Here is a 14,034-nt window from a genome sequence, read left to right on the forward strand (position 1 = left end):
GGCATGCATCGTGAGATACTCGGCGATGAGGCGCCGCATTGCGGCATCATCGTCAATGACAAGAACATGTTTCAACGGCACACCTTCAATCTTGAATCCCCTCGTCTAAACCTGTTGCCGAGCAACCCTGGGGCACCGACCCAGAACAGCTGCTCCTTGATACCACTCGCCGTTGCGTGCGGCCAATGTGAGGCCGTGCTCGTCCTGTTCTTTTCATCCCCAGCGAATTGACCGCACCAAGGCAGCCCGTGGCCACCAGACAGGTCCAAGCGCCGACATGACCCTGCCGTGTGGTCCTTCGCTTTTTCGCTTCGAGCTCCCCCGTTGGTGCAGGCCTGCCAATATCACTCAAGTTCGACCTCATGGATGCCAAGTTTCCTGCTATGCCCTTGCATCCTGGTCATCCTGGAGTTTGCGGACCTGGATCATCTCGATATCCTCCGGCTCGTGGATCCAGCTCGGACATGGTTGAGCAGCGCGGCGTTTGGCTTGATCGGAGAGGCGGTCGGCGGAAGAAGACCGTGATTCGCTGCAGCGGCCTTGTGCAAAATAGTGTGTCTCCTGCCAAGCCGGCTTCGTCCAAGGTGGCCGGCGGCCTCAAATGCTGTTCGGCGACCGGCAGGTCGCCGGTTGCGGTGAACGTCCGGGCTAACATTTCTCAGTTACTGCAACTCCTCCATCTTGAGCGTGTCACTATGCTTGTCCATTGCGCCGTCGGACTCCGTCAATGACGTGCGGTTATCTGCCGATGGGACTGTGCATGATCCACCCTTTGGCGGCGGCGGCCGAACAGCTGAACGAGGCTCGCACCAGGATGGGCTGCGCCGCCACGTCTTCCCAGTTGACCCTCGCCGCCGCGGATTTGCGCCCTCGAGCCAGCTTCGCGGACGAGCTCGCGTCTCAAGCAATGATCTGAGTGTGCAGGGCCGCGCATGGCTGCTCTTTAACGACCGGCAGCATACCGGCAAAGTTGGGCCGCTTTATCGCCTTAGTCGATTCCCCACGGTGATCCCGAGCCTGAACAAGCCCGCCAAGCTCCCCATTTTGTCCTTGGCTTGGCGCTGACAGAAGTACCATCCATGACGCCAAAGTCGCGGCCCACACTCCAGGAGCAACGGACGGCCGGGACGAGCAATCCTGTACAGGAGTCATTGTACCAAGATGCTCCGGATGTCGCTGGCTGATCGGGCCCGCGCCACTCACGCATGCGCAAGATGCTCACCCACGCTGATACGAACACGGTCTTTGCTTCAATTGAAACCGAAAAGCTGAACTTGAACATCACACAGTAACAAACCTCCCCGATAAGCGCGTGCCGGACAGGGCCAGAACCCGTCCGGCGGCTTGGAAAGGTAGGTGATAGGGAATGTTTATTGCAGCTTGGCCGCTGGCCATCGTCCTGATGACATCCATGTCACTCCCAGCCGAGCCCGCGCCACTTTCTCCGCGTGAGTTCCGCAGCCTGTCGCGCAAATGCGCCCCCTGGGTTGCGCCGTCCACCCTCGCCGCGATTGCCAAGATTGAAAGTGGCTTTGAAACGCTGGTGGCTCATGACAACACCACAGGTGAGCAGCTTCGCTGGATAGACCACCTGGAAGCCACGCGGGGCATCAAGGAACGCCTCGAAGCACAACATTCTGTCGATGTTGGATTGATGCAGATAAACAGCAAGAACTTTGCCGTGCTCAATCTCACGCCGGAAAGGGCTTTCGAGCCCTGCGCCTCGCTTTCGGCTGCCGCCCACCTGCTTGAAAGCCGGTATGCCGGCGGCACCACTGCTGTGGCACAGCAACTGGCGCTTCGCCGTGCCATCTCGGCCTATAACACGGGCGACGTCACGCATGGCTTCGCCAACGGTTATGTACGCAAGGTCGAGTCGGCCGCAAAGGACATCTCAAGTCTCCTTGAGAGAACGCTGGAGCCGACTGCTCGAGATGTGCCGCACCTTGAGGCACCCGGTCGGAAAGCCGTGCCGCCTCTGCTCCAGCAGAGCCAACAGGCCAATAGAAAGAAGCAGCCCAACCAAGATTCTTGGGACATCTGGGGCTCGTATCAGCCAGACCGCTCCGGGGCCGATCCCTCCGATCCGACAGGCAGCCAGGCTGCGAAAGCACGGGAACCCTCGAACCCGAACAAACTCGTATTCGATTGAAACATGGAGATGCAATGATGACGCCACTCAAGATACTTCGTGCGCTTAAAACGCGTGTTCCTTCGCCTTTTTCCATGCTGCGCATGGCGGCTGAATATGTACCGGCCGCTGCTGCAGGCGCGGCGTGGACGGTCTTCTACAGCGGGCCAGCCGCGGCTCAGGTGACCGGAGGGACGGATCCTGCCAAGATGGTCCAGAATATCTGCACGTTCATACTTGGGCCCTTTGGACAATCACTGGCCGTGCTCGGGCTCGTAGCCATCGGTATCTCTTGGATGTTCGGTCGTGCTTCACTTGGCCTGGTTGCGGGTGTCGTTGGAGGGATCGTCATCATGTTCGGGGCCAGCTTCCTGGGCAAGGCGCTCATAGGCGGTGGCTGATGAGCGACCGGTTGGAAGTGAGCACCCTCTATGTGGCGGCGACGCGCCCGGCACTGTTTCTGGGGGTGCCGCTGACGCTGGCCGGATTGCTCATGATGTTGGCTGGGCTTGTTATCATTATCCTTCAGAACCCGCTCTACGAAATCGTTCTCGCGCCACTCTGGTTCGGAGCACGGCTGGTTGTTGAGCGTGACTATAACGCGGCAAGCGTCGTGCTGCTCTATTTGCAGACGGCCGGCAGAAGCGTGGACGGGCCGGTCTGGGGAGGCGCAAGCGTCAGCGCCAATCCGATCAGAGTGCCGAAACGCGGAAGAGGAATGGTGTAATGTTCGGCGCCAGCGGCCGGACCGAGAGGTCTGGCGAGATCTACCTTCCGTATGTTGGTCACGTAAGCGATCAGGTTGTCCTTCTGGAAGACGGATCGATCATGGCCATGGCACATGTGAACGGTGTGCCCTTTGATTTGGAAGACGCTGAGATGCGCAACTCGCGCTGCCGCGCGTTCAACACTCTCTTGCGCAACATCGCCGATGACAATGTCTCGATATACGCTCATCTTGTGAGACACAACGATGTGCCGGCGCCGGCGCCGCGCCGGTTTCAAAGTGCATTCGCTGGCAGTCTGAGCGAGGCCTACGAGCGTCGTGTGCTGTCGGGAAAGCTCTTTCGCAACGATCACTTCCTCACTTTGATCGTGTCCCCCCGCACCGCAATCGGCAAGATCGGCTTGCGGATTGCCAAGTCCCGCAGACGGAATGAGCACGATCTAGCCACCCAAATGCGGAGCCTGGAAGACCTCTGGCACATCATTGCTGGCGCACTCGGCGGTTACGGTCTGCGCCGGTTGGGCATTCGTGAGAAAGGCAACGTGCTCTTCACGGAAATCGGCGAGGCGCTTCGGCTCATGATGACTTGCCGGTTTCTTCCGGTTCCGATGGTTACCGGCTCACTTGGCGCCTCGATCTACACTGACCAGGTCATCTGCGGGAAGCGGGCGCTTGAGATTCGAAGGCCCGGGGATAGCTCCGTCGGATCATTGTTTTCGTTCCGTGAATATCCGGCGACGACGCGGCCGGGCATGCTAAATTCCTTGCTGTCCGCCAACTTCCCGCTTGTCCTGAGCCAGAGCTTTTCCTTCCTCACTCGCCCGCAAGCTCATGCCAAACTAAGCCTTAAGTCCAGCCAGATGACGAGTGCCGGCGACAAGGCTCTCACCCAGATCAATGAACTTGCCGAGGCAGAGGACGCACTGGCAAGCAACGAATTCGTGATGGGTTCGCATCATCTGAGCCTGTGCGTCTATGCCGACAGCCTCAATAGCCTTGCAGATCGCGCAGCAAGTGCCCGCGCACGGCTGGCCGACGCGGGCGCCGTTATCGTCCAAGAGGGCATCGGCATGGAGGCCGCATATTGGTCCCAACTTCCGGGGAACAACAGGTGGCGCACGCGCCCGGGGGCGATCACCTCACACAATTTTGCCGGGCTCGTCTCATTTGAGAACTTCCCAAGCGGTTCCAGTTCCGGCCACTGGGGCAATGCTGTTGCGCGCTTTCGCACAAACGGTGGAACTTCTTTCGACTACATCCCCCATGAGAATGACGTCGGCATGACGGCAATATTCGGGCCCGTTGGCAAAGGCAAGACGACGCTGATGACCTTTGTCCTCGCGATGCTTGAGCAAAGCTTGGTCGATCGCAATGGTGCGATCGTCTTCTTCGACAAGGATCGGGGTGGTGAACTGCTGGTGCGAGCCACGGGAGGGACATATCTTGCGTTGCGCAGAGGCGCTCCGAGCGGCTTGGCCCCTCTGCGTGGACTGGACAACACCTCCGCCTCTCGGGACTTTCTGCGCGAGTGGTTGATGGCCCTGATCGAGAGTGACGGCCGTGGTCCGATCTCGCCGGAGGAAAGCCGTCGGCTGGAACGCGGCATTGTTCGTCAGCTTTCGTTCGAACCCCCTATGCGCTCACTTGCGGGCCTGCGCGAGTTCCTATTGCACAGCCCCTCCGAGGGCGCAGGAGCACGGCTGCAGCGGTGGTGTAGAGGGGGGGCGCTTGGATGGGCCTTTGACGGCGACGTGGACGAAGTAAGGCTGGATGCCTCCATTACGGGCTTCGACATGACGCAGCTCCTGGAATATGAGGAGGTCTGTGCACCGGCCGCCGCATACCTTCTGCATCGAGTGGGCGCTATCGTCGATGGTCGTCGGTTCGTGATGAGCTGCGACGAATTTCGATTCTATCTACTCAACCCCCAATTCTCGGCCGTTATCGACAAGTTCTTGCTCACGGTCCGCAAAAACAACGGCATGTTGATACTCGCAACGCAGCAGCCTGAACACGTTCTGGAATCGCCTCTCGGAGCTAGTCTCGTTGCGCAATGTATGACGAAAATTTTCTACCCATCACCGACGGCGGACCGCTCTGCGTATGTCGATGGCTTGAAGTGCACTGCGCAGGAGTTCGAGGCAATCCGCCAGGGAATGGCAATCGGCAGCCGCAAGTTTTTGCTCAAGCGCGATAGCGGGAGTATTGTTTGCGAATTCGATCTTGGGCAGATGCGCGAGTACGTAGCCGTACTCTCGGGGCGGGCCAACACAGTGCGCTTTGCCGACCAGCTTCGCAACCAGCACGGAGACGCCCCAAGTGGGTGGCTCGACAAGTTCATGGCCCGGTACCATGAAGTTCAAGACTGACGGAGGAATATTCATGAAACTTGCCAAACTTGCAGTAACGACCCTTGCTGCTTCCCTTCTGCTTCACGGACAGGCCCGGTCGCAATGGATCGTCACCGACCCTGTAACAGAAACACAATCGACCTTAACAGCGATTTCCAATGCGGCGATCCTTGAGAGGTCAATCGAGACGCTCGCTACGACGATCGAAATGGTGACAATGCTAACCTCGTCATTCGCTGTCACGGGAGTGCTAAGCTCACTGAACCAAGGAAATCATTACCCGTCGAGCAATAAGCTGGAGGAGCAGATGTTTGATGCTCGGGCGCCAGCTTCGATTATCGCCCGTAACATTGCGGAGGACCCAAATCGGATAGTCACGGGCGACGATTCAGAAGCGAAACTGTTAAAGGGACAAATCGCTGGGGCCGCCAATGCCGCAGCTATTGCAGCCGACACTTTGGGCATGATGGACAAGCGCCTTAAGGATAACGCCGGCACGCTTGGTCAGCTTTCCCGCTCGGGAAATATTATGCAGGCCACCGTGACCAACGGTCTGGTCCTCAAGCAGATTCACGATGCGATGATCCAAAATGCCCAGGCCACGAGTCTGCTGACTATGGCCACTGCACAAGGGAGCCTTCACGCCGCTGAGGAGGCCGCCACGCAGCGTCGCGAACATCGGGACACCGCTCGCATTTTTGGCCCCCTCCCGTGAACGCTGAGTTCATCAGGCTCAGCTGCGCTGATCAGGGACACATCAGGCTCACGCCATGAATTTCAAAATTCCCGCGCCATTCACGACTATACACACGATCTTTCATGGGGCCTTCACGTCCGGGCTGCACAAAGTGCTTGAAAACGTCCAAGCGGCGGTCAGTGCGCCTCTGGTTGCGTGTGTCACGCTCTGGATAATAATCCAAGGCTGTCTGGTCATGCGTGGTCAAGTCGATGCGCGCGGGGGTATCTCGCGCGTAATCATGGTGTCGATTGTCGTCGCCCTTATCTTAGGGCAGGCCAACTATCAGCAGTACATTGAAGCGCTTTTCGACGAAACGATTCCGAGGTTGGCTCACGACATCAGTGGCAGCGACTTGCCCTTCATCGGAATCGCCCAGAAGCTCGACATCATGTTTGCTTCAAGCCAGTATGTCTTTCAGCTGATTGCTTCCGAAATTGGGCCTATGAACGGCCAGGACATACTTGCTTTCGAGGGAGCGCAATGGATTTTCTACGGCGCGCTGTGGACAGCGTTCGAGATCTACGATGCCGTTGGAATTCTGACGAAGGTGCTCTTGACGATCGGCCCCCTGGTCCTTGTAGGCTACCTTTTTGATCACACTCGAGACATAGCCACCAGATGGATCGGCCAACTGCTCTCGTACGGGCTGCTGCTTCTCCTCCTCAACATCGTTGCAACGATAGTAATCGCTGCCGAAGCAGTCTCGCTGGCAGCCATGCTTTTGATGATCAAATTCTCGGGCACGACAGCAGCCAAGATCATCGGGCTTTACGAGCTCGACATGCTTTTCCTAGCTGGTGACGCTCTGATCGTCGCGCTTCCGACGATCGCCAGCAGCATCGCCGGCGGCTCTTGGGGAGGTGCGAACCGACCTCTTAACAGCCTCAATCGCCACTTTGCCAAAACGGCGGGTGGTTAATCAATCGACAAGTTCGGTGCCAAAAACATGAAATATTGCCTACTTCTGTCAATCCTCGCTTTGGCCGCCTGCAAGACGAGCCATGGGCTTGCGACGTGCGCGGGTGCCCCATTCCAACTGAACGTGGGACAATGGGAAACCACCCCTGAGGATCTTCAGGTCGAATGCGCGGAAGAGCCAAAGTGAAATTTCCTGAACATGCCCTTCTGGTGGAGAGAGAAACGCTAGCCGCCCACTATAAGAAGGTGGAAGCGTTTCAAACGTCACGAGCGAAGTCTGCGCGGCGCCTGTCAAAGGCCCTGATCGCCTTTGCCGCAGCGGCGGTCCTAGGAAATGTTGCCCAGGCATTTACCATCGCTGCCATGGTCCCGTTGGCCAAGCTCGTACCTGTGTTCCTCTGGGTCCGGCCGGATGGGACCGTCGACAGCGAAGTGTCAGTGTCTCGACTGCCGGCAACCCAAGACCGAGCCGTCATAAATGCTTCGCTGTGGGAATATGTACGCCTGCGCGAGGGGTACACAGCAGATACAGCCCAATACGCCTATGACCTCGTATCCAGTTTCAGCGCGCCGACTGTGCGACAGCAATATCAAGATTTCTTCAACTATCCGAATCCCACCTCGCCGCAAGTCACGGTCGGCAAGCGCGGCAAGCTCGAGGTCGGGCATATTTCTTCAAACGACATCAGTCCGGACGTTCAACAGATCCGTTACAAACGTACGCTTGTTGTCGATGGGCAGATGCCGATAGTGACCACCTGGACAGCTACCATCCGCTACGAGCGCTTGACGGGTCTGCCTGGGCAATCGAGGCTCACCAATCCGGGAGGTCTACTCATCACTTCCTATCAAAGCTCGGAAGATAGCGTATCGAACCTGGGCTATGTGCAGCCATGACAAAAAGAGCGTTTCTCGCGCTGGTCTGTTCACTCTTCTTAACGATGGAAGCGTCCGCGGAAGACACACCACTTGCCGGCAAGCATGATGCGCGCATGCGCTACCTGGCTTACCGTCCTGACGAAGTGGTGCGCCTGTCTACCGCAGTGGGGGCAACGCTGGTTGTCACATTCGCGGCCAACGAGACAGTCGCAGCCGTGGCCGTTTCCAATAGCAAAGACCTGGCTGCGCTCCCGCGCGCCAACTATCTCTTTTTTAAGGCTAGCCGGATGCTCCCGCCGCAGCCGGTCATCGTGCTGGCCGAGAGTGAGTCCGGTACACGGAGATACGTCTTCAGTATTTCAACGAGAGCGATGCCAAAACTCGATGAGCAGCAACCTGACCTATACTACAGTGTGCAGTTCACCTATCCTGCTGATGAGGCTGCTGCTCGGAGAAAGGACGCAGAAAGGCGCTCGATTCTTGGTCAGGCCCGGGCGAAAGTGCTGCACGACGAGAGAGTTCAGGATTTGTTGAATCGGCCCGCCGCAACTACCAGTCCGGACGAAAGCAATTTTCACTACGTCGCAAAGGGCGATCGATCGCTGTCGCCGCTGCAAGTTTTCGATAATGGCTTTACCACCGTATTTGGCTTCGCAAGCAATTCCCGCATACCCTCTCTCTACATTATCAATCCCGACGGCAAGGAAGCCGCTGCCAATTACACGGTCAAAGGAGACTATGTTGAAGTATCCGCAGTCGCCCGGGAATGGCGTCTGAGAGATGGCAATACGGTCTTGTCCATTTTCAACAGGGCTTATGACCCTGTGGGACGAGCGCCAGGGACCGGTACAGTGACACCCGACGTGTGGCGCGTTTTGAAAGGCTCGGCCGATGAATGAAACCGGCCCACAGTCGGGACATGATGTCCATGCCTCCGGATCGATGGTCTCGGAGCCGGCCCGCCGGCATGTTTCGGGATTGCAGAAGTTGGCCGTCGCTGCTCTTGTTCTCATCTCATCTCTATCACTCATCTGGCTCGGAGGTCGTCCCAGCACACAAGACGAACCAACTCAGCCAAAACCTCCAATTGTCGCCGACGCCGAACCATTCCGCCCCGTGCCGATTGAGATTGCTCCCGAAGCTCCAGCAGCCGTACAGGCGGCGCAGGCAGGAGATCCTGCGCCATCCACGCCGACTTCAGCTGATCCGCCGCCGGAGGAAACACCAATTTTCGCCTACAGTGGCAGCAGTAAAATGCCCAACGACGGTCAGCGGAGCGAAGACAACCATAGGGATGCTCCCGCGACCTCGGATGAGATTTCAGACGCTGGCGATCTGTCGGCGCGATTGAAGCCAGATATACAGGAGCCAAGCCGGGCCACACTTTTGCCGCACCCTGATCTCGTGATTACTCAAGGAACGATCATCCCCTGCATTTTGCAAACGGCAGTCGACACAAATTTACCGGGTTATGTGAAGTGCGTCTTACCTAAAGACGTCCGCGGCGCCACCAACAACGTGGTGCTTTTGGATCGCGGGACGACCGTGATTGGCGAGATCCAGCGTGGTCTCCAACAGGGGGATGCGCGTGTCTTCGTGCTGTGGACGCGCATGGAAACGCCTGACCATGCCCTCGTTTCGCTAGCATCGCCGGGCGCTGACGAGCTCGGCCGCTCCGGAATGCCTGGCACGGTGGATAATCACTTCTGGCAGCGCTTTGGCGGAGCAATGCTCATGAGCGTCATTCAAGGCGCGTTTCAGGCCGCCGGTCAATACGCTGGCAGCTCAGGTGGAGGAAGCGGTATCAACAGCTTCCAGAGCAACGCCGGACAAGCCGTTGAGACGACCCTTAGAGCAACGATCAACGTTCCGCCAACTCTGAAGAAAAACCAGGGAGATGCTGTATCCATCTTTGTGGCTCGGGACCTCGATTTCTCAGATGTATACGATCTTAGAGCGACCGCCGTGGCGCCAGCCCCCCCCCAACATCGCCAACGCCGGAGAGACAACAATGCGACCGGAGGCTGACCCTCAATTGCGTTTGCTTCTCAACCCTGTTCTGAAATGGCTTGAGGAGCCAAGGACCGAAGAGGTCGCTATCAACCGGCCTGGGGAAGCCTTTGTCCGACAGGCCGGCGTTTTCACGAAACATCCGCTACCGCTATCTTATGACGATCTGGAGGACATCGCGATCCTCGCTGGAGCGCTGCGCAAGCAAGATGTCGGACCGCAAAGCCCCCTCTGTGCGACTGAGCTGCCGAACGGAGAGCGGCTGCAGATCTGTTTGCCGCCCGCTGTTCCCTCAGGAACAATAAGCCTGACGATACGGCGTCCCTCAAGTCGTGTGACCGAACTCAAGGAAGTTTCTTCTCGCTACGAATACTCGCGTTGGAATCAATGGCGGTCACGAAAGGAGCGCCAAGAGCGGCAGGACGAAACGATTCTTCAGCACTACGACCATGGTGACTTGGAGCAATTTTTGCGAGCGTGCGTTTGCGGGCGGCTCACGATGCTGCTTTGCGGACCTACTGGTAGCGGCAAAACGACAATGAGCAAGACTTTGATCAACGCTATACCCCCGCAAGAGAGGCTGATAAGTATCGAGGACACGCTCGAACTTGCAATCCCGCACGAGAATCATGTCCGGTTACTCTATCCGAAGGACCGAGCAGGCGTAGGTGCGGTGACAGCCGAGCAACTGTTGCAAGCCAGCTTGCGCATGCGCCCTGATCGAATATTGCTTGGCGAGATGCGCGATGATGCTGCTTGGGCCTACCTTAGCGAAGTCGTCTCCGGCCATGCGGGATCAATATCGACGATTCATGGGGCGGATCCGGTCCAAGGCTTTAAAAAGCTCTTTTCACTCGTCAAGAGCAGCCCGCAAGGAGCTGCTGTGGAAGACCACACGCTTCTTGACCTGCTGTCGGCTGCCATTGACGTCATTGTGCCGTTTCGTACCCACGGCGACGTGTATGAGGTGGGGGAGGTGTGGCTCGCCGCCGATGCCCGGCGACGCGGAGAGACAGTAGCCGATCTTCTCAATAAGCACTAAGGCTCGAGCACGTCGGGGATCGGTAAGTCGTTTGTGATATGATGGCGCAACTTGTTCAGATTCAACGTCACTTTGATTTGACCGAGGTTGATTATGGGAGGACGACTGGGCGTAGCCCTTCGGTCACAAGCCTGAACTCTTCGGCCGCCCTGTCGGCGCGGCAAGCTGCGGCACGATTCGACTGGGTGTATCGAGCGCGTCCGCTGAATTGCGCGGGCGACGCTCAGCGAGCTGGTGCCGATGCCTGCTTCAAAAGCGGCATCGACACCCGGCAGGTCGTACCCTTGATTTACCTAGCCGCGCTCAAATGAGCGTCTTCAAAGCCGCCGAACGTGGTTCGGAATGACCGGTTGGTAAATCGGGAAGTGCTATACAGGGAATCCTCCCGGTATTGCCTCCAGGGGGTCCTCTCAATGAACAAAGCCGCAACCTGCCCTTGCGACCTCAGCTGGAGTTTGCGACGCAACCCATATAGGAGGATCGATGCGCAGAGAAATCGCAGGCAGAGTCGGTGGCATTGTGGGCTGGCCGACCGACGGTTTCAGCCCGTCAACAGGTCTTCACGTGTTCCATCCCCGACTATTGCAGGCGTGCGGATTGCATTCTCCCGCGATCACCCATCGGAAAGAGCGTTACGAACACTACGAAGAGTTGCGCGACTTCTGCTGTCGCCCCGGTCTTACAGCGGACGGTGACCTGTCCTACCTTGATAGGACGTGAAATGCGAACGCTGCTCATTGATCATCACGTGGATCTTACGCGCGCCGTGCGAGCTGCGCTCGGGGATAGCGGTTTTGCCGTTGATGTAGTTGGCAACCTGGAACAGGCGTCGAGGGCATTCTGTTGCGCAACCTATGAAATTCTCCTGCTGGAGTTGGCTCTGCCAGATGGCGATGGCTTGGGCTGGCTGAGACAGCTAAGGAGCGACGGGCATTCAGTTCCAACCCTCATTATGAGTAGCATCAACGATCTCGAGAAGCGAATTGCAATTTTCAACGGTGGCGCGGACGATTTTCTGCTCAAGCCCGTCTCTTTCGATGAGCTCATCGCCAGAATGAGAGCCATTCTGCGCCGGTCGACACAGGTGACCGACCCCATCGTTGTATTTGGCAATCTCAATTTCGATCCGATCGGCCGACAGGTTTCCGTCTCGGGTCATCCTCTGAAGATCGCACGCCGCGAACTATGTATTTTAGAGCATCTGCTTATCCGTGCAGGCCGCATCGTGCCTCGTGCGCAGTTGGAAGATCACCTCTATTCGTTCAACGACGAGGTATCTGCCAACGCGCTTGAAGTCGGAATCTATCGCTTACGTGGACACCTGAGTAGGTCAGGTGCAACGCCACGGATCACGACCGTGCGCGGCATTGGTTACCTTCTTGAATTGACTGAGGCGGCATCCGCATAGTTGGTCTAAATTGAAAGAACAGACTGCGTATCAAGCGCCGCATTCGATCCATCGGCTTCAAGTCGCAGGCGAGCGCCGTGGTTATCCTCTCCGGCATCGAGATGATCCACATGATTGGCAAGCGACAGGCGAGGTATGACTACAAGTCTGTCGATCGCTGTTTCGATATCCTCGCTGCCTGACGGACAGGCCGAAATGGCCGTTCACACCCCCATTTCCAGGTTTGCGACAGAGCCTTTTGTCGGCGTTGCCGGCTTCGAAGGGCCGGTGCGCGCCGAGCGCATCAAGATCATCCCCGGCCACCTTGCTGCGGCCACTCGCCGAGTACGAAGCGGTGGTCGGAGGGAGCTGGTGATGACGACGCTAGATCATGACCTGCTGATCGCAATCCTGGATCGGCTGAAGTTGACGGCCATCCGCGACCAGCTCGACACGCTCATGTCGAGCAAGATCGCGCAGTTCCCGTTTGTCCGCGAACTCGACGGCTTCGGCTTCGACGCGCAGCCATCGGTCTGCTTCAGCCAAACGTATTCATAGGTATGGGACAGGCCTTGCTATGTCCGAACGTCACTGCGCGGCAAAAACGTTGGATTTCTCAAGAAATAAAGTATTGGACAGTGCCCAATTTACCGTTGGAAAAGCTGGATATGGCGTTTCAGCGTTTCAGCGAAATAACCGAAATCAATCACTCCTAACAGCAAAGGCAACCGGAACTCGATCGCTTCCGTTGCCCGCGACTTAGCGAAACGCTTGTTCGCGATTTACTAAAACGGCTGTCCCAATTTAGTGAAATCCGCAGACAAGCCGCTGGAGGTTGGCCAAAGGCCACCCACGCCTGCTCCGAGGCCCTCCAGGGCAATGGTCTGAGACCTGGGCTCAAGCAGGATGAGACGCCGCTGGAGCTCAGGTGCAAGCGCTGCCACGCCCGCTCCGAGGCCCCACAAGGCCGAAGCGCAGTCGTCGGGGTCACGAGGCCTCTCGGCCACGACGACGAGCCTGAACCTGGATCCGCCTTTCTTGAGGCGTTGCGACTATCATCGCGGCGACACGCAGCTCTTGATTTGTGTGCGACACCTCAGCAGATCCATCGGGCTGAGCCGCTCAGCAATATCAACGAGAATGTCCAGCGGCAGATCAAGGATACTCAGAGGAGGAAACGCTTGATCTTGAGGCTCAGAGCGCGTCTGCTCCACTATAGAACAGGATGATTCACCGGGTCCTTCAACGCCAGCCGCCGGTCCGATGAGAGAATTGTCTCGGATATCACGCTCGATGGGGTTAAATGCCGAGATGGGCGCCTTGCCACGCTCCTCAATGCCCCTCATGATTCACCGCCTATAGCTACCAACTGAATGAATCATCGTGATTGTCGCGCAGCGGAATCCTCAAGGATCGGGCAGTTCGTAGGGGGCGCCGGTTTGACCAGGTTGAGCCCGCGAATTGCTCGATCGGACAAGATCCTAATTCTGACGAGATCCTCGGGACGCACTCCAAGTTGTCGATCATGTTCGGCACACAAGGAAAGGGCGGCATTGCTGCCGCCCTTTCCGCTGTAGGTTGATAGGGGCTGGATTAGAAATCCATGCCGCCCATGCCGCCCATGCCGCCCATACCGCCGCCGCCCATGCCGCCAGGCATGCCGCCGCCGCCAGCCGACTCCTTCTTCGGAGCCTCCGCGATCATGGCTTCGGTGGTGACCAGCAGGCCGGCGACCGAGGCCGCGTCCTGGAGAGCCGTACGGACAACCTTGACCGGATCGACGATACCCATGGCGATCATGTCGCCATATTCGCCGGTCTGGGCGTTGTAGCCGAAGGTCGCGCCCTTGT

General features: G+C 57.8%; 13 protein-coding genes and 3 pseudogenes. 14 read left to right on the forward strand and 2 right to left on the reverse strand.

Features of this window, described 5'->3' with window-relative positions; all coding sequences use genetic code 11:
• Positions 1-75 (reverse strand): annotated as a pseudogene (locus tag NKG99_RS33875) (DNA-binding response regulator); the annotation flags it as partial.
• A gap of 1,291 nt (positions 76-1,366) precedes the next feature.
• On the opposite strand from NKG99_RS33875, the gene NKG99_RS33880 reads away from it, so the two are divergent.
• From NKG99_RS33880 to NKG99_RS33945, 14 genes and pseudogenes are all read left to right on the forward strand, one after another.
• Positions 1,367-2,152 carry a type IV secretion system lytic transglycosylase VirB1 gene (locus NKG99_RS33880; protein WP_023766572.1) on the forward strand — a complete coding sequence of 262 codons (786 nt, stop codon included), beginning with the start codon at positions 1,367-1,369 and terminating at the stop codon, positions 2,150-2,152.
• 74 nt (positions 2,153-2,226) lie between these two features.
• Positions 2,227-2,532, forward strand: coding sequence for a pilin major subunit VirB2 (gene virB2, locus NKG99_RS33885; protein ID WP_023673707.1), 306 nt, complete (start codon positions 2,227-2,229; stop codon positions 2,530-2,532).
• A complete protein-coding gene (locus tag NKG99_RS33890) occupies positions 2,532-2,858 on the forward strand; it encodes a type IV secretion system protein VirB3 (RefSeq protein WP_023679584.1) in 327 nt (108 codons plus the stop codon). Before virB2 ends, NKG99_RS33890 begins: the two co-directional genes overlap by 1 nt.
• Entirely contained in the window at positions 2,858-5,227 is a 2,370-nt protein-coding gene (virB4, locus tag NKG99_RS33895; RefSeq protein ID WP_023737137.1) for a type IV secretion/conjugal transfer ATPase VirB4, read from the forward strand. The genes NKG99_RS33890 and virB4 overlap by 1 nt, the downstream gene beginning before the upstream one ends.
• 13 nt (positions 5,228-5,240) lie before the next feature.
• Positions 5,241-5,924, forward strand: a complete 684-nt coding sequence (locus NKG99_RS33900) for a TrbJ/VirB5 family protein (protein WP_023766574.1) — start codon at positions 5,241-5,243, stop codon at positions 5,922-5,924.
• Between the two features lie 55 nt (positions 5,925-5,979).
• On the forward strand, positions 5,980-6,867 hold the full coding sequence (locus NKG99_RS33905; protein WP_023766575.1) for a type IV secretion system protein: 888 nt from the start codon (positions 5,980-5,982) through the stop codon (positions 6,865-6,867).
• 27 nt (positions 6,868-6,894) lie between these two features.
• Positions 6,895-7,053 (forward strand): type IV secretion system lipoprotein VirB7, encoded by a 159-nt coding sequence (locus NKG99_RS33910; protein WP_081731114.1) that lies wholly within the window; start codon positions 6,895-6,897, stop codon positions 7,051-7,053.
• Complete coding sequence (locus NKG99_RS33915) at positions 7,050-7,763, forward strand: type IV secretion system protein VirB8 (protein ID WP_023766576.1); 714 nt, start codon at positions 7,050-7,052, stop codon at positions 7,761-7,763. Before NKG99_RS33910 ends, NKG99_RS33915 begins: the two co-directional genes overlap by 4 nt.
• Positions 7,760-8,644, forward strand: a complete 885-nt coding sequence (locus NKG99_RS33920; protein WP_023766577.1) for a TrbG/VirB9 family P-type conjugative transfer protein — start codon at positions 7,760-7,762, stop codon at positions 8,642-8,644. Before NKG99_RS33915 ends, NKG99_RS33920 begins: the two co-directional genes overlap by 4 nt.
• Positions 8,637-9,773, forward strand: a complete 1,137-nt coding sequence (gene virB10 / locus NKG99_RS33925) for a type IV secretion system protein VirB10 (RefSeq protein WP_023766578.1) — start codon at positions 8,637-8,639, stop codon at positions 9,771-9,773. The genes NKG99_RS33920 and virB10 overlap by 8 nt, the downstream gene beginning before the upstream one ends.
• Positions 9,757-10,797, forward strand: a complete 1,041-nt coding sequence (gene virB11, locus NKG99_RS33930; RefSeq protein ID WP_023737143.1) for a P-type DNA transfer ATPase VirB11 — start codon at positions 9,757-9,759, stop codon at positions 10,795-10,797. The genes virB10 and virB11 overlap by 17 nt, the downstream gene beginning before the upstream one ends.
• A 721-nt stretch (positions 10,798-11,518) precedes the next feature.
• Positions 11,519-12,205 carry a response regulator gene (locus NKG99_RS33935; protein ID WP_023814396.1) on the forward strand — a complete coding sequence of 229 codons (687 nt, stop codon included), beginning with the start codon at positions 11,519-11,521 and terminating at the stop codon, positions 12,203-12,205.
• Positions 12,206-12,231: 26 nt separating this feature from the next.
• Positions 12,232-12,387, forward strand: a pseudogene (locus tag NKG99_RS33940) (IS6 family transposase); the annotation flags it as partial.
• Positions 12,388-12,559: 172 nt separating this feature from the next.
• Positions 12,560-12,718, forward strand: a pseudogene (locus NKG99_RS33945) (ATP-binding protein); the annotation flags it as partial.
• Positions 12,719-13,777: 1,059 nt separating this feature from the next.
• Here NKG99_RS33945 and NKG99_RS33955 read toward each other — a convergent pair.
• A partial coding sequence (locus NKG99_RS33955) for a TCP-1/cpn60 chaperonin family protein (protein WP_352873739.1) occupies positions 13,778-14,034 on the reverse strand: 257 nt, incomplete at its 5' end.

Origin of the sequence: Mesorhizobium sp. M1409, assembly GCF_040317535.1 — a bacterium.
Classification (GTDB): domain Bacteria; phylum Pseudomonadota; class Alphaproteobacteria; order Rhizobiales; family Rhizobiaceae; genus Mesorhizobium.

Coding starts and splice junctions, on each gene's coding strand:
- NKG99_RS33880 (WP_023766572.1), top strand. CDS start 1,367: ATGTTTATTGCAGCTTGGCCGCTGGCCATCGTCCTGATGACATCCATG.
- virB2 (WP_023673707.1), top strand. CDS start 2,227: ATGCTGCGCATGGCGGCTGAATATGTACCGGCCGCTGCTGCAGGCGCG.
- NKG99_RS33890 (WP_023679584.1), top strand. CDS start 2,532: ATGAGCGACCGGTTGGAAGTGAGCACCCTCTATGTGGCGGCGACGCGC.
- virB4 (WP_023737137.1), top strand. CDS start 2,858: ATGTTCGGCGCCAGCGGCCGGACCGAGAGGTCTGGCGAGATCTACCTT.
- NKG99_RS33900 (WP_023766574.1), top strand. CDS start 5,241: ATGAAACTTGCCAAACTTGCAGTAACGACCCTTGCTGCTTCCCTTCTG.
- NKG99_RS33905 (WP_023766575.1), top strand. CDS start 5,980: ATGAATTTCAAAATTCCCGCGCCATTCACGACTATACACACGATCTTT.
- NKG99_RS33910 (WP_081731114.1), top strand. CDS start 6,895: ATGAAATATTGCCTACTTCTGTCAATCCTCGCTTTGGCCGCCTGCAAG.
- NKG99_RS33920 (WP_023766577.1), top strand. CDS start 7,760: ATGACAAAAAGAGCGTTTCTCGCGCTGGTCTGTTCACTCTTCTTAACG.
- virB10 (WP_023766578.1), top strand. CDS start 8,637: ATGAATGAAACCGGCCCACAGTCGGGACATGATGTCCATGCCTCCGGA.
- virB11 (WP_023737143.1), top strand. CDS start 9,757: ATGCGACCGGAGGCTGACCCTCAATTGCGTTTGCTTCTCAACCCTGTT.
- NKG99_RS33935 (WP_023814396.1), top strand. CDS start 11,519: ATGCGAACGCTGCTCATTGATCATCACGTGGATCTTACGCGCGCCGTG.